This window comes from Xanthomonas floridensis (genome assembly GCF_001642575.1).
Classification (GTDB): domain Bacteria; phylum Pseudomonadota; class Gammaproteobacteria; order Xanthomonadales; family Xanthomonadaceae; genus Xanthomonas; species Xanthomonas floridensis.
This window is the reverse complement of record NZ_LXNG01000017.1, coordinates 17368-42102: the sequence shown is the minus strand read 5'-3', so window position 1 is coordinate 42102 and position 24735 is coordinate 17368. Positions and strand designations below refer to the sequence as shown.

Below are 24735 nucleotides of genomic sequence, written 5' to 3'. Positions count from 1 at the left end.
TCCTGACTCTGTTCTGCTCTTGCCGCCCCCGCACGGGCCGGCGCAAAAAAAACCCCGCCATGGCGGGGTTCTTCAACCGCACAATCGAGTCAGCTTACTCGACCGGCGTGATGTTCGAAGCCTGGGCACCCTTGGGGCCCTGGGTCACGTCATAGCTGACGCGCTGGCCTTCCTGCAGGCTGCGGAAGCCCTTGGAGTTGATCGCGGAGAAGTGCGCGAAGACATCGGCGCTGCCGTCCTCCGGTGAGATGAAGCCAAATCCCTTGGCGTCGTTGAACCACTTGACGGTACCGTTCGGCATGGTGATGCGAGACCTTTGCAATAATTAATGGGTGGTGTACGGCGGTGCGTACGCGCCGAGTATGCAAAGCTTATGCCCCGATGACAATCACCCGCGTGCAAGTTCGCCAATCAGCTCCGGTAGCCCGGACGAGGCCGCATCCACGTTGGCCAACACCTCCGCCATGGTGATCTCCTGGGCGTCGCCACACCCGGCTGCCCAGTTGGCCACGATCGCCAGACACGCATATTCCAGGCCTTTTTCGCGCGCCAGCCCGGCTTCGGGCATGCCGGTCATACCGACCAGGTCGCAGCCGTCGCGGCGCATGCGCGCGATCTCTGCAATCGTTTCCAAGCGCGGTCCCTGCGTTGCGCCGTAGCATCCGCCCGCGACCAGCGAGACGCCGGTTACTTTCGCGGCGGCGATCACCTTGCTGCGGAACATCGGCGAGTACGGGTGGCCGAAATCCACGTGCTGCACCTCGCTCCCCGGCTCTTCGCAGAAGGTGGAAATGCGGCCCCAGGTGTAGTCGATCAGTTGGTCCGGGCACGCCAGCACGCGCGGTCCAAACTGGTCGGTGATGCCGCCCACCGTGTTGAGCGCAAGCACGCGCGAAGCACCAATTTGCTGCAGCGCAGCGATGTTTGCGCGGTAGTTGACCTTGTGCGGCGGCAGCGAATGCCCCTCGCCGTGCCGGGCCAGGAACGCCACGCGATGGCCGAGCAACATGCCGACACGGATCGGCCCGGACGGTGCGCCGTACGGGGTGTCGAGCTCATGCGTCTGCACGTCGTCGAGTTGCGCAAGCTTGTAGACACCGGTGCCGCCGATGACGGCCAAGGCGATGGAATTGGGGGACATGGGCGACCTCTGCTAAGAACGGACGTGGATGCGCGCGAGGCGCGCCAGGTTGCCCGCGCAGTGGCGGGCCAGGACCAACGACGCCGACCAGGCTGTCGGTGTCGCTATTGAACATGCGCGACTGCGCTCTGCGCACTCCCAGCTCGGCACGCGCGGCGTTGAACGTCGTCCACGCACTGCCCAGGCTTTGAGCGCAGTCGACACACTCGGCCGCGCCGCGTGGACCTGGGGCGGCTAACAAAACGTAGCCAGCAGCCGGTGAGTGTGGACAGCGCGTCTGGAACCAGAATGCAGGAGTGATGCATGCCGCACCGAGCACCGGCCACGCCGCTTGGCGGTTGCGCAGCCGTGTGTCAGCCGCTCTTACTGCTTCATCGCATAGATGGCGGGAATGCCGCGCAGTTGCTCGTTGACGTCCATGCCGAAGCCGAACACGTAGCGGTCGGGCACTTCCACGCCGACATAGTCAGCGGTCACGCCCGGCACGCAGCGGTCGTGACGCTTGACGGTCAACACCGCCACGCGTACGTCGGTGGCGCCCTGCTCCAGGCACCAATGACGTACGCCCTGCAGCGTGTAGCCCTCATCGAGGATGTCGTCGACCAGGATCACCCGGCGACCGAACAGCGCGGTGGCCGGGCGATGCTTCCACACCAGCTCGCCGCCGACGGTTTCGCCGCGGTAACGGGTGGCGTGCAGGTAATCGAACTGCAGGTCCTGACCGCGCGCACCCAGCTCCAGCGCCAGCTGGCCGGAGAACGGCAGCGCACCGTGCATGATGGTGAGGTACACCGGCACTTCGCCGGCATAGTCGCGTGCGATGGCGTCGGCGATGGTGGAGACGGCCGTGTCGATGGCGGGGCGATCGACCAGCAGATCGGCTTGGGCCAGGGCCTGGGAAATGGTGAGCGTGGACATCAGGCGAGTGTTCCGAAAGGGGCAGAAGGAGTGTTGAAGGAAGCGTCGGTGCCGGCCAGCAGGCCGTCCCAGCCGAGCGCACCGCGCCCGATCAGGCCGATCAGCGCGGCAGTATTGAGGTGGCGGCCCTGCACGGCCTGCAGCGACTCGTCGACCAGCTCCGGATGGCAGACCAGCACCACATCGCAGCCGGCATCCAGATGCGCATGCACACGCCCGGCCACACCGCCGGCGCTGAACGAGGCGGCCATGCCGATATCGTCGGAGAACACCACGCCGCGAAAGCCCAGTTGCCCGCGCAGGATCTGCTCGATCCAGCGCGACGAATAGCCGGCCGGTTCCGGCGCCACCTGCGGGTAAACCACGTGCGCCATCATCACCGCGTCGGCGCCGGCCTCGATGCCCGCCACGAACGGCAACAGGTCTTCGGCCTGCAGCACCTCCAGCGGACGCGGGTCGCTGGCGTGATCCACATGGGTGTCTTCCAGCACCGTGCCATGGCCAGGGAAGTGCTTGAGCGTGGCCGCCATGCCGGCGCCATGCAGGGCCTGCACATAGGCGCGGGTGAAGCTGGCCACGACCTGCGGGTCGTCGCTGAAGGCGCGATCGCCGATGGCACGGTTGCCGCGGCCCAGGTCCACCACCGGCGCAAAGCTCAGGTCCACGCCGCTGGCGCGGACTTCGCTGGCCATCAGCCGTGCATGCGCGCGCGCCGCAGCCAGCGCGCCCTCCGGGTCCTGCGCGTACTGCGCACCAAAACTCTGCAACGGCGCCAACGCGCTGAAGCCTTCGCGAAACCGCTGCACGCGGCCGCCTTCCTGGTCCACGCAGATCAACACCGGGCGCGGCGCGGCGGCACGGATGGAGGCGGACAATTCGGCCACTTGCGTGCGCGAGGCGAAATTACGCTTGAACAGCACCACGCCGGCGACCGCATCGTGCTGCAGCCAGTCGCGTTCCTGTGCGCTGAGTTCGGTACCGGCAACGCCGATCAAAAGCATGTTGGGGGACTCCCGGGCCAGGCGCCACGAGGGCGCAGCGCGGCATTGTCGCAGATGCGCGTTGCAGCGTCAGATTGCGCATTCAGGCAAGGGCTGGCGAACGCGAGCTGGAGCGCTCCTGCGCCACGGGACCCACCGCCCGTGCGCTGCCACCGAGCGCGGGGGGTCCTGGCTGACCTGCGTTTGCGGCAGTGATGCCGGCCTGCGCCTGCCAGCATGGCAAGGCATGGGTGATTCACGCTGCCGCGCTGTGTGGGGCGTCCCTTTCGTTGGCATTGCAGATCCGTGGCGTGGTGCCGGGGCATGCGTCACCGCTGCGCAGCCCAGGTCGCCGGTGGGTCGAACTGTCTGTAACAGCGACGCATGCGACAGGCATGCATTCCCCCGCCGCACGGCAGGCGCGCTGCACCCTGCCCGGTTCAGAGCTGCTCCAGCTTCGCCCGCCAGTGCGCGGCCTGGGCCTGGATGCCTTCCCGTACCTCCGGCGCCATGCCGTCGAGCTGCCGGTACGGCATCGCCAGGCGCTGGTTACTCCCCAGCAACGAACGTTGCCGCTGCAGAAAATCCCAATACAAGGCGTTGTACGGGCAGGCCCGTGCACCGACCCGCACCTTGCGCTGGTAGCGGCAGCCGCCGCAGTAATCGCTCATGCGGTCGATATAGGCAGCGCCGCTGATATAGGGCTTGCTGCCGAGCAGGCCGCCATCGGCAAACTGACTCATGCCCACCGTGTTGGGTAGCTCCACCCACTCGAAGGCGTCGATATAGACACCCAGATACCAGCGATGCAGCGCCTGCGGGTCAAGCCCCGCCAGCAGTGCGAAATTGCCGATCACCATCAGCCGCTGGATATGGTGCGCATGCGCATTGGCCAGCGAATTGCCCACCGCATCGGCCAGGCAGCGCATGCCGATCTGCCCATCCCAGAACCAGTGCGGCAATGGCAGGTGCTGATCCAGCTGATTGGTCTGCGCGTAGTCAGGCATCTGCGACCAGTACACGCCGCGCACGTATTCGCGCCAGCCCAGAACTTGCCGGATGAAGCCTTCCACCGAGGCCAGCGGTGCCTGTCCCTGCCGCCAGGCGGCTTCGGCGCGCGTGATGACTTCGGCCGGGTGCAGCATCTTGACGTTGAGCGCAAACGACAGCAGCGAATGGAACAGCCGTGGGCTACGCGTGCTCATTGCATCTTCGTAGCGGCCGAAATCCGGCAAGGCGCGTTCGATGAAGGCATCCAGGTGCCGCAGCGCTTCGGCACGATCCACTGGCCACGGCAGCGCGTCGGCGTTGGGCGTGCCGAAACTGCGTACGCCTGCCGCTTCGATGCTGCGCCACAACCGGCTGTGATCGTGTGCGCTGCGCCAGTCCTGCGGCGCAGGCGGATCGCCTGGCCACGGCGCGCGATTGTCGTGATCGAAGTTCCAGCGCCCGCCTTCCGGTTGCCCGGCGGCATCGAGCAGGATGCGATGGTGCCTGCGCATCTTTCGATAGAACACTTCCATGCGCCACTGGCTGCCCGCGCGGAAGCACGCAGCCACCTCGTCACGCGTGGTCAGAAAATGCTCGCTGTCGACCATGCGGGTGACGAACGCCTGCGCGGCACTCCACTGCTGCAAGGCCTCGTCCAGCCGCCATTCGTCCGGTGCCTGATACTCCAGTTGCTGCGCGCGGTAATGCGCCATCAGCGCGTCCAGGTTGACCGGAATCGACTGCCGATTGCTGGCGGTGTCGATTGCCACGTACCGCACGCGGTGGCCGGCCTGTCGCAGCGCAGCGGCAAATGCACGCATCGCGGCGAAGATCGCCAGGATCTTTTGCGCATGGTGCAGCACGTAGTCGGTTTCGGCACGCACCTCCATCAGCACATAGACCACGCCAGGGTCATGCGTGGCGAACCAGCTGTGCTGCGGATTGAGCTGATCGCCCAGGATCAGGCGCAACGTATGGGCAGGCGTCTGCGCCGTGCCATCAGTCGAATGGGTTTCGGGCGGCGTCATCGACGTCGGCCCAGCGCAGCCGTGGCGGGCACTGCGGACTGCCTAGCGCGCAGCAGCGTGTGCAGCGTTGTCGAAAGCATGCCGGGCGATGCTGCCACGCGCGTGCATTGCAGGCTGTGCTGCATCGACACCGACACGCCGGCACGCCATCGCATCACTGCGGCTCGAGGCCTGTTGCCGCGATGCCGGCCACCTCGCGTGCCAGGGCGGTTCCGCTGAGCCAGGCGCCTTCGACCTTGCCACCCGCCAGCCAGTCGCCACACAGGCCGAGCCCAAGGCTCGCGTCCCAGACAGAGCCGGTTTGCAATGGCGGAGCGGTACTGGCGGTCACCCAGTGATGCGCGTCGCAGGCCAGCGGTGGCGGCAGGCCCAGCGCCGCCAGTTCGGGCAACAGGCTGGCGATCACCTGCGCGGGCGTGGCATCGCCATGCGCCAGGCTCCATGTCGCCGTGGCATGCAGCAGCCAGGTCTCGGCACCTGCGCGCGCGGGTTTGCTGGAATCGCGTGCCACCCAGCGCAGCGGGCCGGCGTTGACGAACAAGGCGTCGTAGCCCGGATCGATGGGCGCAGCAAACCGCAGCACGGCGGCCCAGGCCGGCAACATTTGCGCGCTGCGGGCAATGCGTAGCAGCACGGGTGCGCGATCGGCCAACAACGTGACCGCATCGGGAGCCGGCACTGCCAGCAGCACTGCATCCACCACCTGCGTTGCGGCTGCGGTCGCAGCGCCGAGGTTGACCACCCATCCCCCACTGCTGCGCTCGAGCGCATGGACGCTCGCCCGCGTGCGCACCTCCAGGCCGGCGGCAAGCGCGCGTGCGGGTGCGGCCATTTCAGGAGTTCCCACAAACCGCGCCAATGCGCTGTGCGAGTGGCGCATCGTGGTGCCATCCCAACTGGCGACCCGTGCCGGCCAGCGCGCGACCACGCCGTCGGCCATCCATCGCTCGACCAGGGCCGCGAAACCCGGATCGCGCGCGGTGAAGTATTGCGCGCCGTCGTCGCACTGCCAGCCCCGGCCGGTGCGGGTATGCATGCGTCCGCCAACCGCATCGGCGCCTTCGTACACCGTGACGTCAATGCCTGTTTTCTGCAGTACATCGGCGCAGGCCAGCCCCGCCAGGCCGGCACCAATGATCGCCACGCGCGTTGGGCGGCGTGGCGGCATCATCGGATCAACGCCTTGCACAGACATGCTGCCATCGGCAGGGTCAGAGCGCGCAGCCATCCGGCCCGCAGGCATCGGCGCCACCGACCGGCACCGATTCGGCGGCGAGCTGCAACAGCGCCTGGGCAAAACTCTCCGGCGGTTGCGCGCCCTGGATCAGGCTGCGTCCGTCGATCACGAAACTGGGCACCGCGCGGATGCCCAGCGCGCTGGCCTGCGCCAACTGCGCCTGCACTTCCACCGTGCCTTCATCGGAGTCCAGCATCGCCTGCACCCGCGCAGCCGACAGACCGCCGGCCTCACCGGCACGCACCAGCGTCTCGGTCGCCGCAACGTTACGGCCTTCGGCAAAATGCGCATGGAACAGCGCTTCCATCACCGCGCCGACATCGCCTTCGTGGGTGGCCAGCCACAGCAGCCGATGCGCACGCAGGGTACTGACCTGCACCTGGCCGCGCCCGAAGTCGAATGGCAGGCCTTCGGCGCGTGCAGTGGCCTGGGTCTGCGCAAGCATCTGCTCCACGCGTGCGGTGCCGCCGAACTTGCGTGCCAGGGCATCGCGCAACGGCACCGGCGCTGCGCCGGCCTCCGGATCCAGCTCGAACGCATGGTAATGAATGTCCAGCGCAGGCGCCTTGTCGCCAAGCGCGGCTATTGCCTGCTCAAACCGGCGCTTGCCGATCCAGCACCAGGGGCAGACCACGTCGGACCAGATATCGATGCGCATAAGCGAAGGTTGGGGATTGGGCAGTGGGGATTGGCAGAGCATAAGCCCCAACACGCGGATGGGGGATTGGAGATTCGCAACGCATCGCCCGGAGCCGACGCATCACCCTTGCTCCTTTATGAATCCCCAGTCCCCGATCCCGACTCGCGCCACTGCTTGAACGGATGCGATGCCAGCGCCAGATTGTAGTAACGCGTGTCATCGGTCACTTCCGCGCCGATCCAATCGGGCTTGGCAAAGGCTTCCTCGGCACTGGCGAGCTCGATCTCGGCCACCACCAGCCCGGCGTTGTCGCCGAGAAATTCGTCCACTTCCCACACATGGCCCTGGTACTGGACCAGATGCCGGCGCTTGTCGATCAGCCCACCGACGCACAGGTCCAGCAGCGCGCGCGCATCGGCGACGGGAATCGGGTACTCGAACTCCTGGCGGGTATGCCCCACCTCACGCGACTTCAGATTCAAGAACGCGCCCTCGTCCTGCACCCGCACACGCACCGACGCATTCTGCGCCCCGCTACGCAACGCCGCCTGGTCATTGATGTAGCCCTGCGCCATCGGGATCACCGCATGCGCGGCAGCACGCCATCCATCACCGGTGACGAGAAACTTGCGTTCGATTTCTAGCGGCATGGGAATCGGGAATCGAGAGTCGGGAATGGCAAAAGCATAAGCCGTTCGCCGTTACGATTCCCTATTCCCTATTCCCTATTCACCGCTTCTCAAACACCGCAATGCTTTCCACATGCGCGGTATGCGGGAACATGTCCATCGCCCCTGCCGACACCAGGGTAAAGCCCTGTTCGTTGACCAGATAGCCGGCGTCGCGCGCCAGCGAGCCGGGGTGGCAGCTGACGTAGACGATGCGCTGGAAGCGATTCAATGGCAGCTGTTGCAGCACTTCCAGTGCGCCGGAGCGCGGCGGATCGAGCAGCAACTTGTCGAAGCCCTGCTTCATCCATGGCGCATTGCGTTGGTCCTGGGTGAGGTCGGCGGCGTAGAACTGCGCGTTGGCCAGGCCATTGCGCTGCGCATTTTCCCTGGCGCGTGCCACCAGCCCGGCATCGCCTTCCACGCCCACCACTTCGCGCACCGTCCGCGCCAGCGGCAGGGTGAAGTTACCCAGGCCGCAGAACAGGTCCAGCACCCGGTCTTCGGCCGTGGCATCCAGCAGCGCCAGCGCATGCGCAATCATCTTCTGGTTGAGCGAGGCATTGACCTGGATGAAGTCCAGCGGCCGGAACGCCAGCTCGACATCCCATTGCGGCAGGCGGAACGACAACGGCACCTCGCGCGGCCACAGCGGGTGCACGCTGTCCACACCGCCGGGCTGCAGGAAGATCGCAAAGCCGTGCGCCTGTGCAAACTCCACCCAGGCCTGCTGATCGCGCTCGCTGAGCGGCTGCATGTGGCGGATGGTCAGCGCCACTGCCTCGTCGCCGGCGATGAACTCGATCTGCGGGATGTCGCGCTTGCCGTCCATGCCTTCGATCAGCGCCGCCAGCAACGGGATCTTCTCGCCGATCTGCGGAATCACCGTGTAGCACACCGACAGGTCGGCCACGAAACGCGGGTCCAGCTCGCGGAAGCCGACCAGGGTCTTGTCCTTCTTCTCCACCCGCCGGACCGAAAAGCGCCCCTTGCGCCGGTACCCCCAGCTGTCGCCGACCAGGGCAGGCAACACGGTCTGCGGGGTGACATGCCCGATCCGTTCGAGGTTGTCGGTGAGCACCCGCTGCTTGGCAACGATCTGCTGCGATTCTTCCAGGTGCTGCAGCACGCAACCGGCGCAGACGCCGAAGTGCGGGCAACGCGGTGCCACCCGCTGCGGCGAGGCTTCCAGGACCTCGATCGTCCTGGCCTCGTCGAAATGGCGGCTGCGCGCGGTGGGTTCGGCACGTACCAGCTCGCCCGGCAAGGCGCCGCTGATGAAGGTGACCTTGCCGCCCTCGCCATCGCGACGGGCCACGCCGCGGCCGTCGTGGCTGAGGTCGGTGATGGCGGTCTGGAAAGGAGTACGGTCGAGGCGATTGCGGGTTCTGGCCACGTGGCGACAGGCTGCGGGCAAAAAGGGTGCGTATTGTCGCAGATGCGATCGACGGAGGCCGCTCCACGCAGCACGGCAATTGTCGTGCCACACAAACACAGGCAAACTTCCTGTGCGCGCGGCAGCTCGGGTCGCGGCACCGCTGACAAGGAGGCAGCATGAATATGGCGACACGTCAGGAACCCCATCCACGCTTACTGTTGGTGGAGGACGACCCGATCAGCCGTGGCTTCCTGCAGGCTGCACTGGAAGGCCTCCCGGCCCAGGTGGATTGGGCCGATTCGTTGTCCTCGGCGCTGGACCGCGCGCGCGAACGTCGCCACGATCTCTGGCTGATCGACGTCAATCTGCCCGATGGCACCGGCAGCGGCCTGCTGCGTGCGTTACGCCTGCTGCACCCGGACGTGCCCGCGCTGGCGCACACCGCCGACGGCACCCTGGCGATGCAGCAAGGCCTGCAGTCCGATGGCTTCCTGGAAATGCTGGTCAAGCCGCTGACCACCGAACGCCTGCTGCAGGCAGTGCGCCGTGGCCTGGCGCGCGGTCGCTACAGCGTGGCACCGGTCGGGGTGGTGGACATTGCCGCCAGCGACTGGGACGAGGCCGCGGCACTGAGCGCGCTCAATGGCCAGCAGCATCACCTCAACGCCCTGCGCGAGTTGTTCCTGGCGGAATTGCCGGGCACCCGCGACGCAGTGACATCGGCGCTGAACATCAGCGACGAGCAGGCCCTGCGCAATCACCTGCACCGGCTGCAGGCCAGCTGCGGATTCGTCGGCGCCGCCCGGCTCGCTGGAGCGGTACGCCTGTTGCGTGGCGATCCGCAATCACGCACGGCGCAGACGCAGTTCCATGCGGCGGTGGCCGCGTTATTGCACTGAGCTGAGGGTGTCGTCGTTGGCGCCCCCCATGGGTCAGGCGCTGGCGGGATGTCGACAGGACCGAAGACGCGATGGGTGGAATGACGCCCGGCGCTGCGCTTGGACCGGGTCGTGCAGATCAACGCCGCCGCGCCAGATCCTCCAGCATTTCCCAGGATTTCAGGCCGCGCCCGTTCAGATGATGCAGCAGCACGCTGCGCAGGCTGCGGCGCAGGCCGGGCATGTCTTCGGTGGCCGGCATGCGATCCTCCCCGAGGGCCAACAGCGCCGCACCCGTCACGGTTTCGCGCCGATCCTGCGCCAGACGTTCGCTCAAGACCCGCATGGCGCCCTCCTGCGGGTCGAGTCGATAGCGCGCCGCCGCATCGATCGGCTGTCCGTCGCTGTCGTGCTGCAGATCGAAGGCAAACCCCAGCCCCTCCAGTACGTCGCGCTCGAACCGGCGCAGCCCCCACGCCAGCGACACCTCCGACGCCAGATGCGCACGCGCCTGCGCATAGCACGCGTAGAGCTCCGGCACCGAATCATTGCGAGGGGCCAGGCGCAGCAACAGCTCGCTGATATAGAAACCGGCCAGCATGCGTTCGCCGACCAGTCGCGGGGCAGTATCCAGCGCTTCGGCCTGACGCAGCTGCGCAAGTTCGCCACGTTGCACGGCTGTGAACTGGATCAGTTGCAGCGGCTGCAGCGCCGCACGCAGCGCCTGCTTGCGCGGACCTTGCACGCCACGCGCCAGCAACCCGACCCGCCCGTACTGCTCGGTCAGCACTTCCACCAGCACGCTGGTCTCGCGCCAGGCACGCACATGCAGGACGAAGCCCTGTTCGTGCTCGATCAGCATGGAATCGCGCGCGATCCAGGAAAGTCCGGCACGGAACCAGACAACTGCGACAAGAACGCACTGGCGAACAATCGACGGGTCCGCACTGGAATGCCAGCGCGTGTCGGGGTCGCGTGGAAATACATGTCTATCGCCATGCGCTGCCAACCCTCAACGGTCACCGAGCCGCCCTTTCCGTTGCCGAGTTCGGAGCCAGAGCGGCGAATAAAACGCTGCGAGCGGCGGCCAGGCGGATGTGGGCAGCGCATAGGACCGGGGAAGGACCGCGTAAGTACACACTCGCTCCGAGCAGCGGCGTGGCCGCATCATCGAATCCCGGCTGCGCAGGTTCGGCGGTCGCGCAGTCGGTGCGTTGGTCGCGCTTACTCGTAGCCGAACGCCTTCAACGCGGCCTCATCGTCCGACCAGCCTTCGCGTACGCGGACCCAGGTTTCGAGGAAAACCTTGGCACCGAACAGCCGCTCCATCTGCAGACGCGCCTTGCCGCCGATTTCCTTCAGGCGGGTACCGCCCTTGCCGATCACGATCGCCTTCTGGCCTTCGCGCTCGACCCAGATTACCGCGCCGATGCGCAGCAGTGCACCGTCTTCGGCGAAGCGCTCGATTTCCACGGTGGTGGCATACGGCAGCTCTTCGCCCAATTGACGCATCAGCTGCTCGCGGACCAGCTCGCCGGCCAGGAAACGCTGGCTACGGTCGGTGATTTCGTCCTCGCCGAACATCGCCTCGGCTTCGGGCACCAGCTTGAGCAGATCGCTCACCAAGGCTTCCAGGCCTTTGCGCTTGAGCGCGGAGACCGGATGCACCGCCGCGAAGGTGCGCCCTTCGCTGACCTGGGCCAGGAACGGGAACAACGCGGTCTTGTCCTTGAGCCGGTCCACCTTGTTGACGACCAGCACCACCGGCACATTGGCATCGCTGAGCACGCGGAAGGCCAGGGTGTCTTCTTCATCCCAGCGGCCGGCTTCGATCACCAGCACGGCGGCATCCACGCCTTCGAGCGAGCCGCGTGCGGCACGGTTCATCACCCGGTTCATCGCGCGCTTCTGCTCGCGGTGCAACCCGGGCGTGTCGACCAGCATCAGCTGCCCTTCGGGGAACGTAGCGATGCCCAGCAAGCGATGCCGGGTGGTCTGCGGCCGGTTGGACACAATGCTGACCTTGGCGCCCACCAGGGCATTGGTCAGGGTGGACTTGCCGACATTCGGCCGGCCGATCACGGCAACGCTGCCGCTACGGTGGGGAGTGGTTTCGCTCACGTGTTTACATCCAGTTGTGCGATGACGGTAGCCGCCGCCTGCTGCTCGGCAAGACGGCGCGACGTGCCCTGGCCTTCGGCGCGGGCGACGGGCTGCTCCAGGATGCAGGCGACATGGAATTGCTTGGCGTGCTCGTCGCCGCTTTCGCTGATCAGCGCGTAAGTGGGCAACGGCAGCTGCCGTGCCTGCAGCCATTCCTGCAGCCGGGTCTTGGGATCTTTTTCGGCCTTGCCGACCGGCAATGCCGCCAGCGAGGGCTCGAACCACGGCAGCACCACCGCGCGGCAGCGCTCGAATCCGCAGTCCAGATAGATGGCCGCGACGATCGCCTCGACCGCATCGGCCAGGATCGAATCGCGCCGATGACCGCCGGACTTCAGTTCGCCCGGCCCCAGCGTCAGCCGCTCGCCCAGATTGAGCGTACGCCCGATCACCGCCAGTGCACCTTCGCGCACCAGCTCGGCACGCGCACGGGTCAATGCGCCTTCGTCGGCCTTGGGCCAGCGCTGATACAGCGCCTCGGCAATCAGCAGGTTGACGATGCCATCACCGAGGAATTCCAGCCGCTCGTTGTGCGGCGTCCCGGCACTGCGGTGGCGCAGCGCCTGGGCGAGCAGACCCGGATCGGCGAACGCATGCCCGATCGGATCACCGCGCTGGAAGGTTCTATTCGACACTGCGCCCTTTCATGTCCTCGGACGTGTCGAACTTGCCCACGATATCCAGATTACCGATCAGTTCGCGACGCACTTCATAGTTGACCTTCATCCGCCAACCGCCATCGACCCGCTCGAACTTCACGTCTTCTTTTTTGACGTTTTCCGAGTAGTTGATGTACAGGCGACGAAAAAACAGGTCCTGCAACTTGGACGGGTCCATGTTGGCACTTCCCGGCTCATTGGCCAGGCCCTTCATCGCCGTGCGCACGGAGTAGTACTCCTGATACATCGGAAACAGCTTCATCCCGATGTACAGGCCGAACCCCACCACCGCCAGCACCACCACGAACGACGTCAACGTCATACCGCTTTGCTTGCGCTTCATTGTGCTTCCCCTGGCACGCCGTGCGTGCATTTACTGGATTCCAGTCCCGATCCGCGATGGATCGAAACTCCCCTTGCAGAACCACCCTTCGCAATTGAGCCAGATCAGGAACGCCTTGCCGCGCAGATTGGCTTCCGGCAGAAAGTGCGTCTGGGTCCAGAACCGGCTGTCTTCGCTATTGTCGCGATTGTCCCCCATCACGAAATAGCTGTCTGCCGGCACCGTCCAGTCGCCCTGGCCGGCCGGCATGTTGCGGTCCACCCACTCCAGCACGGTGTGGGTGCGGCCCGGCAGGTCTTCCACCAGCAATGTGGTGCCGGTCATCTCGGCGCCCTTGCCCTTGCCGATGTACTCGCCCTTGACCGTGTAACGCATGGGCTTGTCGTTGATGTACAGCGTATCGCCATGGAAGCCGATCTTGTCGCCCGGCAGGCCCACCACCCGCTTGATCCAGTTCTGGTCCGGCGCATGCGGCGGCTTGAACACCACCACGTCGCCGCGCTTGGGCTCGCCGGTGGGGATGAACTTGGTATTGGTGATCGGCAGACGGAAACCGTAGGCGAACTTGTTGACCAGGATGAAATCGCCGATCAGCAGGTTGGGCATCATCGAACTGGACGGAATCTTGTACGGCTCGGCCACGAAGCTGCGCAGGATCAACACCACCGCCAGCACCGGGAAGAAGGCGCGCGAGTAGTCGATGATCGCCGGCTCGCTATCCAGCAACCCGGCGCGTGCGGCCCGGCGCTTGGCCAGGAACAGCTTGTCCAGCAGCCAGATGAAGCCGCTGCCCAGGGTCAGCACAACCAGGACGATTTCAAACCATTTCATTGATGTTCCTTTCGGAAAGGGAATCGAGAATCGAGAATGGGGAATCGGAACAGCAGGAGCGCTCGCGCTCTTACGATTCCCGATTCCCGATTCACCATTCCCAGCTACTTATCCATCTGCAAGACAGCCAGGAAGGCCTCCTGCGGAATCTCCACGCGGCCGACCTGCTTCATGCGCTTCTTGCCTTCCTTCTGCTTTTCCAGCAGCTTTTTCTTGCGCGAAACGTCGCCACCATAGCACTTGGCCAACACGTTCTTGCGCATCGCCTTGACCGTCGAACGCGAGATGATCTGCGAGCCGACAGCGGCCTGAATCGCCACGTCGAACATCTGCCGCGGGATCAGGTCTTTCATCTTTTCGCACAGCTCGCGGCCGCGACGATCGGCGTGGCTGCGATGCACGATCAGCGACAGCGCATCGACCTTGTCGCCATTGATCAGCACGTCCACGCGCACGAACGGGCCGGCATCGAACCGCACGAAGTGGTAATCCAGCGAGGCATAGCCACGGCTGACCGACTTGAGCTTGTCGAAGAAATCCAGCACCACTTCCGCCATCGGCAGCTCGTAGCTGATCTGCACCTGGCTACCCAGGTAATTGATGCCGATCTGGGTGCCGCGCTTTTCCTCGCACAGCTTGATGATGTTGCCGATGTACTCCTCGGGAGTGAGCACGTTGGCGCGAATGATCGGCTCGCGGATCTCATCCACCAGGTTCAACTGCGGCAACTTGGCCGGGTTGTCCATGTTGATGATGGAACCGTCGGTCTTGAGCACTTCATACACCACGGTCGGCGCGGTGCTGATCAGGTCCAGGTTGTATTCGCGCTCCAGCCGCTCCTGCACGATTTCCATGTGCAGCATGCCCAAAAAGCCGCAGCGGAAGCCAAAGCCCATCGCCTCGGAGCTTTCCGGCTCGAAGCGCAGCGCTGCATCGTTCAGGCGCAACTTGTCCAGGGCTTCGCGCAGGTCCGGATAGTCCTCGGCATCGACCGGGAACAGGCCGGCGAACACGCGCGGCTGCATTTCCTGGAAGCCGGGCAAGGCATGCGGGGCGGGATCGCCGGCCAGGGTCAGGGTGTCGCCGACCGGCGCACCGTGCACGTCCTTGATCGAGGCGTTGATCCAGCCCACTTCGCCGGCGCCCAGTGCGGCCAGTTCCTTGCGTTTGGGCGTGAACACGCCGACCTTGTCCACCAGATGGGTGCGGCCGGTGGACATCACCAGGATCTTGCTGCCCGGCTTGATCTCGCCCTGCATCACGCGCACCAGCGAGACCACGCCCAGGTAGTTGTCGAACCAGGAATCGATGATCAGCGCCTGCAGCTTGTCGGTATCGCGCGGCTTCGGTGGCGGGATGCGATGCACGATCGCTTCCAGTACCAGATCGATGTTCAGGCCGGTCTTGGCGCTGACTGCCACGGCATCCTCGGCATCGATGCCGATCACCGCTTCGATCTCGGCCTTGGCGCGGTCGACATCGGCGGTGGGCAGGTCGATCTTGTTGAGCACCGGCACCACTTCCAGGCCCTGCTCCACTGCCGTGTAGCAGTTGGCCACCGACTGCGCTTCCACGCCCTGCGCCGCATCCACCACCAGCAGCGCGCCCTCGCAGGCGGCCAGCGAGCGACTGACTTCATAGGAGAAGTCGACATGCCCGGGGGTGTCGATGAAGTTCAGGTGGTAGGTCTGCCCGTCCTTGGCCGTGTACGGCAGGGACACCGACTGCGCCTTGATGGTGATGCCGCGTTCGCGCTCGATCGGGTTGGAGTCCAGCACCTGGGCCTCCATCTCGCGCGCCTGCAGGCCGCCACACAGCTGGATGATCCGGTCGGCCAGGGTGGATTTACCGTGGTCGACATGGGCAATGATGGAGAAATTGCGGATGTTCCGCATTGAATCAGAGGACATTGAGGTGGGCGCCGGCGGTGCCGTCGTCAGGATAACGCAGCATTATCGCACGGCCGACCCCTCTAGGGCCGGAATTGGGAATCGGGAGTGGGGAATCGGAAAAGGCAGGCGTGCTCTCGTATCGCAGAGCCGCTCTTGCCATTCCCGATTCCCGATTCTCCATTCCCTGCGTTAGCCGCCGGCCTTCAAGGCCACGTAGCTGGTGGCCTTGCCATCGGTGACCAGCAGCATGACCACGTCGCCCTTCTTGTAGCTGGACAGCGCGCGGTTGAGCTCGGCGACGCTGCCGACCTTGGTGCGGCCGACGCGGGCGATGATCAGGCCCGGCGACAGCGGTGGCTGGGTGCTACGCGCAGCAGCGCCAGTGACTGCGGCAATCCGCACGCCCTCGCCTGCTTCCAGGCCCAGGCGGCTGCGTTCGGCCGCGGTCAGGTCGGCCACCTGCAAGCCGAGCAAAGCCACGCTGGCCGGGGCCTCCGGCTTGGCGTCCTCGGCGGCGGTGCGCGGTGTAGCGCTCTCGCTGCCGTCCTGCAACGGCGCCAGGGTCACGCTGACCTGGCGCGGCTTGCCGTCGCGCAGGATGTCCAGATTGACCTTGGCGCCCGGAGGCATCAGGCCGATCATCGGCGGCAGGTCGCTGGCCACCTCGATCGGCTTGCCGTTGACCGCACGAATCACATCGCCCACCTCGACGCCGGCCTTGGCGGCCGGGCTGCCCGCGGGAATGTCGTTAACCAGGGCGCCGCGCGTATCCGGCAGGCCCAGGCCCTGGGCCTTCAACGAGTCGATCGGGCCCACCGCCACGCCCAGCATGCCGCGACTGACCCGACCAGTGGCCTTGATCTGCTCGGCCGCACTGAACGCCAGGTCGATCGGGATCGCAAAGCTGATCCCCATGTAGCCGCCCGACGCGGAGAAGATCTGCGAATTGATGCCGACCACCTCGCCGCGCGTGTTGAGCAGCGGGCCGCCGGAGTTGCCCTGGTTGATTGCCACGTCGGTCTGGATAAAGGGCACGTAGCGCTGGTCCGCATACGGATTGCTTCGCCCGGTGGCACTGACGATGCCGGCAGTGACCGAGTGGTCCAGGCCGAACGGCGAGCCGATCGCCACCACCCACTGGCCCGGCTTGAGCGTGTTGGAGTCGCCCAGGCGCACGGTCGGCAGGCCCTTAGCCTCGATCTTCAGCAGCGCCACGTCGAACTGCTCGTCGCTGCCCACCACCTTGGCCTTGAACTCGCGGCGGTCGGTCAGCTTGACGGTGACCTCGCTGGCGCCGTCGACCACATGGTGATTGGTCAGCACATAGCCGTCGGCGGAAATGATGAAGCCCGAGCCCATCGACTTGCCGGCAATGCCGCCATCGTCATCGCCACCACCCGGCCCCTGCCGCGGACCGCCCGGCATCTGGAAATCCGGCCCGAAAAAGCGCTTGAAGAACTCCGGCATCTGCTCGTCGTCGGGCATGCCGCCCTGACCGGGCATCCCACCCTGACCACCGCGCCCGCCACGCGCCGAACGCGCCATCGCATCCTTGCGGGTGATGGTGGTTTCGATATTGACCACACCCGGGCCGACCTGCTCGACCAGGTTGGTGAAATCCGGCAAGCCCGCCACCAGCTGCGGCGCCGGGGTGGCGCTGCGGTTGGCAGCGATCGGAGCACTGGCCTTGGACGCTGGCGCGGGTGCGGTTTGCTGGGCACAGGCGGCCAGCGGCAGGGTCATGGCAAGCAGGCCGAACATCTGGGTACGGATGCGGTGATTCATCGAGTTGCCTCCGATGGCAGGGCGACAGGAACCGGAACCCGTGCAGCGACACGGGTCCGACAAGGTAACGGGAGGGAGGGCGCCGAATGGATGAAGGTCGGCCGCCGGATCAGCGTTGCGGGCCCTGCGTCGACGACGGCTGGCTCGGTGCGGGAGCCCGGGCCGCCTGCGGCGCTGGTTCGAACGGATAGAACGCCGGGCCCTGACGACTCTGACTGAAACTGGCATTGAGCGGACTGTCGCCAACGCCAGACAGTGCCGCGCGCGGCCAGGGACGTGCCTGCAAGGTGGTATCCGGATGCGTAAACGGGTTGGACGATACCGCCGGGCTCGCCGCGGCCGGGGGAGCGGCAGCGACCATCTGCACCGGCGCCTGCTGCTGGCGCGCGGCCGCACTACGCGCGACCTGCTGATTGCGGGTAGCGGCACCGCGACGCGTGGAGGCCAGCGCAGCGGCCGGAACCGCTGCGACAAGCGCCCCGCCATCGCCGGGATTGGCCGGATCGGGAGCTGCAGGCACCTTCGGCGCCACCGCTGGCTGGGCTGCTGCGGCAGGCACCTCGGCAACAGTGGCATACACCGGCACCTCGGTCCCCGACGGGGCCGGATCCGGCAAGCGCTCGCGCGCCATGAACATGGCGATCGCCGCGACCGAGGCGGCAATCGCCGCGCCGCCGCCCCACCGCCAGCGTGCGGCCGCACGCGGCGCCGGCTGCGGCAGGGGTGCGGGCTCATCGGCAATCGCGCTGCGGACCCGCGCGGCAAAATCCAGCGGCGCCGGCGCACTGGCCGCACCGCGCAGTACATCGCCGCATAGCTGCCAGCGCTCGTGGCAACCGGCCAGCTCTTCGTCGTGGGCCAGCCGGCGCAACAGGAAACGCGATTCGTCGGCACTCAGCTCGCCGTCGACCAGCGCAGACAACTGCTGCCGGTAGTGGCGTTCGAACTTGTCGGTGGTAGACATGTCGGGGTTATGGCTCATACACGGTGTCGCTCACGGGTAGCGCTTTCGGTCTCCAGCAGAGGCCGCAGCTCGATGTCGATGGCCTCGCGCGCCCGGAAGATGCGCGAGCGCACCGTTCCGATGGGGCAATCCATCTTTCGCGCGATGTCCTCGTAACTCAGACCTTCCACCTCGCGCAGGGTGATGGCCGACCGAAGTTCTTCCGGCAGGGCTTGGACCGCGCGCATCACCGTTTGTTCCAGCTCCTGTCGCATCAGTTCACGCTCCGGCGTATCGGTATCGCGCAACCGGGTGGCCCCATCGAACTGCTCGGCATCGCTGATCTCGATGTCGTCGGTGGGCGGCCGGCGGTTGTGCGCAACCAGATGGTTCTTGGCAGTGTTGACGGCAATGCGGTGCAGCCACGTGTAGAACTGGGAGTCGCCGCGGAAACTGTTGATGGCGCGATACGCGCGCACAAACGTGTCCTGGGCCACATCCTGGCATTCGCTCCAGTCGGCGATGTAACGCCCGATCAGTGCGACGATCCGATGCTGGTACTTGCGCACCAGCACATCGAACGCCGCGCTTTCGCCGCGTTGCACACGCCGGACCAGTTCAAGGTCCAGCTCCTGAGGTGTATCGACTTCGGCCATGGTGGGCCGCACTCCTGTCAGCCCACCGAAGTCGGGCAATGAGACCGCCGTTGAAGAGGAAAGTTCATACCGATCCGTACGAGCGTCACGCATCAGGGTAGCGGTACCGATGCGCCGCTTGCGACGCCTCGCCGAAGCGCGCGCCGTCCCTGTCGACAGGTATGGGTATTTGACGTGAAGGAAACAACCTCTGGATGATAACGGCCTTTCCTTCTATCGCCGGACGGCCAACCGCATGCTTCCAGGTTTCGACGGGCTCCGATTCAGCCACTGGCAGGCCGACCTGCGCGAGGACGGCGTGCTCGTGCTCAGCCTTGATCGCCAGGGCGCAGCGGTCAACGCATTTTCGCAGGAGGTGCTGCTCGAACTGGGCGCACTGGTGGAACGGCTGGCGCTGGATCCGCCCAAGGGCGTGGTGCTGCGCTCGGCCAAGGCCAACGGCTTCATTGCCGGTGCCGATCTCAAGGAATTCCAGGACTTCGATCGCAAGGGCACGGTCAACGACGCGATCCATCGCGGCCAGCAGGTGTTCCAGAAGCTGGCGGAGCTGCCCTGCCCCACGGTGGCGGCCATCCACGGCTTCTGCATGGGCGGCGGTACCGAAATCGCGCTGGCCTGCCAGTATCGGGTGGCCTCCGATGACGGCAGCACCCGCATCGGCCTGCCGGAAACCAAGCTCGGCATCTTTCCCGGCTGGGGCGGCAGCGCCCGCTTGCCGCGCCTGATCGGCGCGCCTGCGGCGATGGACCTGATGCTGACCGGCCGCACCGTATCGGCCAAGGCCGCGCGGGCGATGGGGCTGATCGACAAGGTCGCCGCGCCTGCCGTGCTGGTCGATGTCGCCGCCGCGCTGGCCTTGAACGGCACCACGCGTCCGTTCAAGCAACGTGCGACTGCTTGGGCCACCAATACATTGGTGGCACGCAAGCTGCTGGCGCCACAGATGCGCAAGCAGGTCGCACGCAAGGCGCGCAAGGAGCACTACCCGGCGCCCTATGCCTTGATCAATGTGTGGGAGCGCGCTGGCGGCAGCGGTATCCAGGCGCGGCTTGCGGCCGAGCGCAAGGCGGTGGTCAAGCTCGCCAGCACCCCGGCCGCACGCAACCTGATCCGCATCTTCTTCCTTACCGAGCGGCTGAAAGCGCTGGGCGGCAAGGATGCTGGCGCCGCAGCGCTGCCCCCCATCCGCCATGTGCATGTGGTCGGTGCCGGCGTGATGGGCGGCGATATCGCGGCCTGGGCGGCCTACAAGGGCTTCGAGGTGACGCTGCAGGATCGCGAGCAGCGCTTCATCGATACGGCACTGGGCCGTGGCGGCGAGCTGTTCGCCAAGCGCGTCAAGGACGAGGCCAAGCGCCCGGCAGTGGCCGCGCGTTTGCGTGGCGATCTGGCCGGCGCGGGCGTGGCGCAGGCGGATCTGGTGATCGAGGCGATCATCGAGAACCCGCAGGCCAAGCGCGAGCTGTATCAGTCCATCGAGCCGCAGCTCAAGCCCGATGCGGTGCTGACCACCAACACCTCGTCGATTCCGTTGACCGAGCTCCGCGGGCATCTCCAGCGCCCGGCGCAGTTTGCCGGCCTGCACTATTTCAATCCGGTTTCGATGATGCCGCTGGTGGAAATCGTGCAGCACGACGGGCTGGATCCGGCCAACGTCGCGCGCCTGGCGGCATTCTGCAAGGCGCTGGACAAGTTCCCGGTGCCGGTGGCGGGTACCCCGGGCTTCCTGGTCAACCGCGTGCTGTTTCCATACCTGCTCGAAGCGGCCACCGCCTATGCCGAGGGCATTCCGGGACCGGTCTTGGACAAGACCGCGGTCAAGTTCGGCATGCCGATGGGGCCGATCGAGTTGATCGACACCGTGGGCCTGGACGTGGCGGCCGGCGTCGGCGCCGAGCTGGCGCCGTTCCTGCATCTGCCGATTCCGGCCGCCCTGGCGACCGTGGAAGCCGGCAGGCGCGGCAAGAAGGATGGACAGGGGTTGTACAAGTGGGAGAACGGACGTGCGGTCAAACCGGAGGTGGCCAGCGGCTACGAAGTGCCGGCCGATCTCGAAGACCGCCTGATCCTGCCACTGCTCAACGAAGCGGTGGCCTGCCTGCATGATGGCGTGGTGGCCGATGCGGACCTGCTCGATGCCGGCGTGATCTTCGGCACCGGCTTCGCCCCGTTCCGCGGCGGCCCGATCCAGCACATCCGCACCGTCGGCGCCGATGCCCTGCTCGCACGCTTGCAGGCATTGCATGCCCGCTACGGCGAGCGTTTTGCTCCGCGCCCGGGCTGGGACTCGCCGGTGTTGCGCCAGCCGGTGGCGTAAGGCGCCACCGACGCGCGCAAGGGGGGGCTGGAGACGCGTTGAAGTCACTCTTGATCCGTTCGCACCGCAGCTGCGTGTCGATGGCATCGATGCAGACGCACCAGACAAAAGAACGGCGAGCCAAAGCTCGCCGTTCTTTTTTACAAGGCCTTGAAGCAACTTAGAAACGCAGGCCCAAGCTGGTGAAGATGTAACGGCCGGCCTGGTCATAACCGCTCAAGGAATTACCGTTGAAGGTCAGGCTGCCGCCCACCAATGGCGGTTCCTTATCGGCGATGTTGTTGATGCCCAGCGTCCATGTCACGTAATCGCCCAACTGCACCGAACCGGAAAGATCGAAGTAGTTGTAGGCCGACACCTTGTTGTCCTGGTTGACCAGGCGCACGTCGGTGGTGCCACGGGTGCCGTCGGTGTTCTGGTAATCCAGCTCGCCGATGTAGCGCCAGCGCAAACCAATGGTGTACCGGTCAAAGCTGTAGCGCGTGCTCAGCACATGCCGCCACTCGGCACTGTTGCATGCCACGTTGACCACGCCGGCGCAGTCGTAGGTCACTTCCTGCACGCCCGGAACAGGTTCGTACTCCTGCTTGAGGGAATAGCTCCCCATCATCGTGGTGCTCAGGCGCCCCGGCCCGATGCTCCATGCATACGATGCGGTGAGATCGATACCCTGGAAGTGCAAGGAACCAAAATTGTCCTGGGAATTGAAGATCAGACCCGAGACGTCCGCATCGCTGCCACGGAACAGATCGCCCGTCGTGGCATTACGACGAATGCGGCTGCAGATATCCGCGTTACCGGTCACACCGCAGGCGGTCAGGATATTGGACGACCCGATGGCGCGGATGGCGTCGTCGATCTTGATGTCGTAGTAGTCCACGCTCAGATCCAGGCCCTTGATCGGGCTGGCAGCGAAACCGACGGTCCAGGTATTGGCCGTTTCCGGCTGCAACGCTGTATTGCCGCCGCCGATCTCGTTGTACTGGCCGGCCGGGTTGGCTGCAACGCGACCGTACTGCGCTGCCGTCACGCCCGTATTGGCGCACTGGGCCTGGGTGAGGACCGGATTGGCACCGGCGCAAGGGTCGCTACCGCTCCACAAATTGATCGTATTTTCGTTGTACAGCTCGGTCACGTTGGGTGCGCGGATCGCACGGTTCCACCCTGCACGCAGATGGTATTTACCATCTACGAATGTCGCGCCCAGACCGGCCTTGTAGGTACTCACACCGCCAGAAATATCGTAGTCGGAGTAGCGGTAGCCGAGCTGCATGTCGAGATGATCCAGGCTACCTGCGTTGGCCAGCAGGGGCACCGCACCTTCCAGGAACAGCTCCTTGACGCCGATATCGCCAGAGACATTGGAGGTAGGGCCCCCCAGGCCGGTGAAATTGCCAGTCTGCATATTGCTGTCGGCAATACGCCTGAAGGTCTCGGTACGGGTTTCCACACCACCCACGACGCTGATCGGATTATCGCCGGCCCACGGCAGGCTGTAGCCGAAATTGCCGGTCACAAAGGCATTGAACACGCGCATGGAGGTTTCGTAATTGACGATACCCACGCCCTGCAGCGCCTCCGCTTCCGCAGCGGTCACGCTATCGTTCCAGACGCTGTAGGGAACGCAGCCATCGAACGAACCCGGCTGGCAGCCCAGCAACGCGTCGCGCACGCGCGTGGTGACGAAGTCGTTCCTGTTCTCCGACTTGGTGGTGCTGCGGTTGTAGGTAAACGAGGCGTCATACGACCAGTTGTCGCTGATGTCGCCCTGGGCACCGGTGGTGATGCTGAAGCTATTGGTGTCAGAGTCGGTGATACGCGGGCCGCCTTCCACATTGCGCTTGGCGACGTAGACAGTGAACTCATCGTCGGTGATGCCGACATCGTTACAGAGACTGCCGATCACCGACGTGGCGCAATTGACGTTGAGGTCGGTAAAGAAGGCGCCGGACGGCGCGATCTGGGTGGAGCTCTTGCGATTGACGAACAGGGTTTCCAGGTAGGGCTTGAAGTGTTCGTTGACTTCGTACTTGATGCTGGTGCCAGCCGTGTAGCGTGTGTCAGGACGCTGGTAGTAGTTCAACGGAGCAAAGTTGTACAGGTTCGGAGACGCGACCTGGGACCAGGTCCCGCCAGCCGAAGGCTGCACGTAGAAAGCGCCAGCCGATGGGGCCACGACGTAGAAGTTGGCAGGGTCGGCAGTGGCCGAGCCACCGCAGGCGGTGCCTGCCGTACTCAGCGCACAGGCGGAGTAGTCGCGTTGCCCCTGCAGCAATGGATCATTCTCGCGCCAGGTCGCCCAGGCCGTGGCATGACCGGATTCGCCAAAACTGCCGCCGATCGCCAGATCCACATTGCGGGAAATGCCGTCAAAGCCGGAATTGCCCTTGGGATAATCGTATCCAGCCTCATCCATCAAGCCGCGCATCAGCTTGTTGCCGTTATCGTGCTGATAGGCGTTGTAGCCCATGTCGACGCTGACGCCTTCGAACTCGTCGTCGAGCACGAAATTGACCACGCCGGCGACGGCATCGGATCCGTACACTGCCGACGCACCGCCGGTCAGAACGTCCACGCGGCGCACGAGTGCTGCAGGGATGATGCTGATGTCCGGGCTCTCGCCCACGCCCTTGGGAATGCGCCGGCCATTGACCAGGGTCAAGGTGCGCTGCGCGCCCAGCCCACGCAAATCGACGGTGGCATAGCCGTCAGAACCATTGTTGGCAAAGTTGTCGAAGCTTGCCGAAAGCTGCGGATACTGATTGATCAGATCTTCGACCTTGGTCGAGCCGCTGTACTGAAATTCTTCCTTGTTGATTTCCGCCACCGGGCTGGAGGCTGTCATCGTCTGGCTCTTGATACGTGTACCGGTGACGTTGACCGTATCCAGGCTCTTGGCATCCAGCGACGGCTGCTCCTGCGCCGCCACGGTGCCCGTCAATGCCAGTGCAGCGGCGCCAACCGTGAGCGACACCCTGATCGCGTCACGCAGTTTGCTGGTCTTCAATCTCATCTCTCTCTCCGACAGTCCGAACGGATAGCGCAGGGCAAGGCCTGGCTCTGGGGAAGCACAGGTGCGGAACCACTGCGACGACGTTGGCGAGCGCCCAAAAAGCGCAGGCCACATTGGCTAACGAGGGCGAATAGGCGCCCAAAAAAGTTGCCAACCCGATGTTAAGACGATGTTGAGGAAAATTAAAGCCCCGTTAAATCATGCGCCTCAGCGGTGCACAGATTCCCCAGAAAGGTGCGCAGCGTCCGGCGCGCGCCCTGGACCTGCGAGTGGTC

The 24735-nt window shown here is 65.4% G+C and carries 21 protein-coding genes and 1 other RNA gene; 2 read left to right on the top strand and 20 right to left on the bottom strand.

What is annotated here, in order from left to right; genetic code table 11:
• Nucleotides 1–94: 94 nt before the first annotated feature.
• From cspE to rlmD, 10 genes are all read right to left on the bottom strand, one after another.
• Nucleotides 95–301, bottom strand: coding sequence for a transcription antiterminator/RNA stability regulator CspE (cspE, locus tag A7D17_RS11060; protein ID WP_003488188.1), 207 nt, complete (start codon nucleotides 299–301; stop codon nucleotides 95–97).
• Between the two features lie 87 nt (nucleotides 302–388).
• The gene (locus A7D17_RS11055) at nucleotides 389–1141 is read right to left on the bottom strand and encodes an S-methyl-5'-thioinosine phosphorylase (protein ID WP_064509125.1); all 753 of its coding nucleotides are present in this window, start codon (nucleotides 1139–1141) and stop codon (nucleotides 389–391) included.
• A 232-nt stretch (nucleotides 1142–1373) separates the two neighbouring features.
• A non-coding RNA gene (locus A7D17_RS11050) (sX9 sRNA) lies at nucleotides 1374–1446 on the bottom strand.
• 58 nt (nucleotides 1447–1504) lie between these two features.
• The gene (locus tag A7D17_RS11045) at nucleotides 1505–2059 is read right to left on the bottom strand and encodes a hypoxanthine-guanine phosphoribosyltransferase (protein ID WP_064509124.1); all 555 of its coding nucleotides are present in this window, start codon (nucleotides 2057–2059) and stop codon (nucleotides 1505–1507) included.
• On the bottom strand, nucleotides 2059–3060 hold the full coding sequence (gene nagZ, locus A7D17_RS11040; protein WP_064509123.1) for a beta-N-acetylhexosaminidase: 1002 nt from the start codon (nucleotides 3058–3060) through the stop codon (nucleotides 2059–2061). Before nagZ ends, A7D17_RS11045 begins: the two co-directional genes overlap by 1 nt.
• Nucleotides 3061–3479: 419 nt before the next feature.
• Nucleotides 3480–5057 carry a cryptochrome/photolyase family protein gene (locus tag A7D17_RS11035; protein ID WP_064509122.1) on the bottom strand — a complete coding sequence of 526 codons (1578 nt, stop codon included), beginning with the start codon at nucleotides 5055–5057 and terminating at the stop codon, nucleotides 3480–3482.
• A gap of 154 nt (nucleotides 5058–5211) precedes the next feature.
• On the bottom strand, nucleotides 5212–6252 hold the full coding sequence (locus A7D17_RS11030; RefSeq protein WP_064509186.1) for an NAD(P)/FAD-dependent oxidoreductase: 1041 nt from the start codon (nucleotides 6250–6252) through the stop codon (nucleotides 5212–5214).
• Nucleotides 6253–6268: 16 nt separating this feature from the next.
• Entirely contained in the window at nucleotides 6269–6952 is a 684-nt protein-coding gene (locus A7D17_RS11025; RefSeq protein ID WP_064509121.1) for a DsbA family oxidoreductase, read from the bottom strand.
• A gap of 116 nt (nucleotides 6953–7068) precedes the next feature.
• Nucleotides 7069–7584, bottom strand: coding sequence for a CYTH domain-containing protein (locus tag A7D17_RS11020; protein WP_064509120.1), 516 nt, complete (start codon nucleotides 7582–7584; stop codon nucleotides 7069–7071).
• Between the two features lie 79 nt (nucleotides 7585–7663).
• Nucleotides 7664–8998, bottom strand: coding sequence for a 23S rRNA (uracil(1939)-C(5))-methyltransferase RlmD (gene rlmD / locus A7D17_RS11015; RefSeq protein WP_064509119.1), 1335 nt, complete (start codon nucleotides 8996–8998; stop codon nucleotides 7664–7666).
• A gap of 158 nt (nucleotides 8999–9156) precedes the next feature.
• Here rlmD and A7D17_RS11010 point away from each other — a divergent pair, with 158 nt between their 5' ends.
• A complete protein-coding gene (locus A7D17_RS11010) occupies nucleotides 9157–9879 on the top strand; it encodes a response regulator (protein WP_064509118.1) in 723 nt (240 codons plus the stop codon).
• 118 nt (nucleotides 9880–9997) lie between these two features.
• Here the strand turns inward: A7D17_RS11010 and recO are convergent, their stop codons facing one another.
• From recO to rpoE, 9 genes are all read right to left on the bottom strand, one after another.
• Nucleotides 9998–10720, bottom strand: coding sequence for a DNA repair protein RecO (gene recO / locus A7D17_RS11005; protein ID WP_064509117.1), 723 nt, complete (start codon nucleotides 10718–10720; stop codon nucleotides 9998–10000).
• A 362-nt stretch (nucleotides 10721–11082) separates the two neighbouring features.
• Complete coding sequence (gene era / locus A7D17_RS11000) at nucleotides 11083–11979, bottom strand: GTPase Era (RefSeq protein ID WP_064509116.1); 897 nt, start codon at nucleotides 11977–11979, stop codon at nucleotides 11083–11085.
• Complete coding sequence (gene rnc / locus A7D17_RS10995; protein WP_064509115.1) at nucleotides 11976–12656, bottom strand: ribonuclease III; 681 nt, start codon at nucleotides 12654–12656, stop codon at nucleotides 11976–11978. Before rnc ends, era begins: the two co-directional genes overlap by 4 nt.
• A complete protein-coding gene (locus tag A7D17_RS10990; protein ID WP_082861896.1) occupies nucleotides 12646–13053 on the bottom strand; it encodes a DUF4845 domain-containing protein in 408 nt (135 codons plus the stop codon). Before A7D17_RS10990 ends, rnc begins: the two co-directional genes overlap by 11 nt.
• Nucleotides 13054–13854 (bottom strand): signal peptidase I, encoded by an 801-nt coding sequence (lepB, locus tag A7D17_RS10985; RefSeq protein WP_039564413.1) that lies wholly within the window; start codon nucleotides 13852–13854, stop codon nucleotides 13054–13056.
• 104 nt (nucleotides 13855–13958) lie between these two features.
• Nucleotides 13959–15749, bottom strand: a complete 1791-nt coding sequence (gene lepA, locus A7D17_RS10980) for a translation elongation factor 4 (RefSeq protein ID WP_064509113.1) — start codon at nucleotides 15747–15749, stop codon at nucleotides 13959–13961.
• 186 nt (nucleotides 15750–15935) lie between these two features.
• Nucleotides 15936–17531: a DegQ family serine endoprotease gene (locus tag A7D17_RS10975; protein WP_064509112.1), complete on the bottom strand. Its 1596-nt coding sequence runs from the start codon at nucleotides 17529–17531 to the stop codon at nucleotides 15936–15938.
• 109 nt (nucleotides 17532–17640) lie between these two features.
• The gene (locus tag A7D17_RS10970; protein ID WP_064509111.1) at nucleotides 17641–18513 is read right to left on the bottom strand and encodes a sigma-E factor negative regulatory protein; all 873 of its coding nucleotides are present in this window, start codon (nucleotides 18511–18513) and stop codon (nucleotides 17641–17643) included.
• The gene (gene rpoE, locus A7D17_RS10965; RefSeq protein ID WP_064509110.1) at nucleotides 18510–19130 is read right to left on the bottom strand and encodes an RNA polymerase sigma factor RpoE; all 621 of its coding nucleotides are present in this window, start codon (nucleotides 19128–19130) and stop codon (nucleotides 18510–18512) included. The genes A7D17_RS10970 and rpoE overlap by 4 nt, the downstream gene beginning before the upstream one ends.
• Nucleotides 19131–19365: 235 nt before the next feature.
• Between rpoE and A7D17_RS10960 the strand changes: the two genes are divergently transcribed.
• Entirely contained in the window at nucleotides 19366–21447 is a 2082-nt protein-coding gene (locus A7D17_RS10960) for a 3-hydroxyacyl-CoA dehydrogenase NAD-binding domain-containing protein (RefSeq protein WP_064509109.1), read from the top strand.
• 160 nt (nucleotides 21448–21607) lie between these two features.
• On the opposite strand, the gene A7D17_RS10955 is transcribed toward A7D17_RS10960, so the two are convergent.
• On the bottom strand, nucleotides 21608–24460 hold the full coding sequence (locus A7D17_RS10955) for a TonB-dependent receptor (RefSeq protein WP_064509108.1): 2853 nt from the start codon (nucleotides 24458–24460) through the stop codon (nucleotides 21608–21610).
• Between the last annotated feature and the right edge of the window lie 275 nt (nucleotides 24461–24735).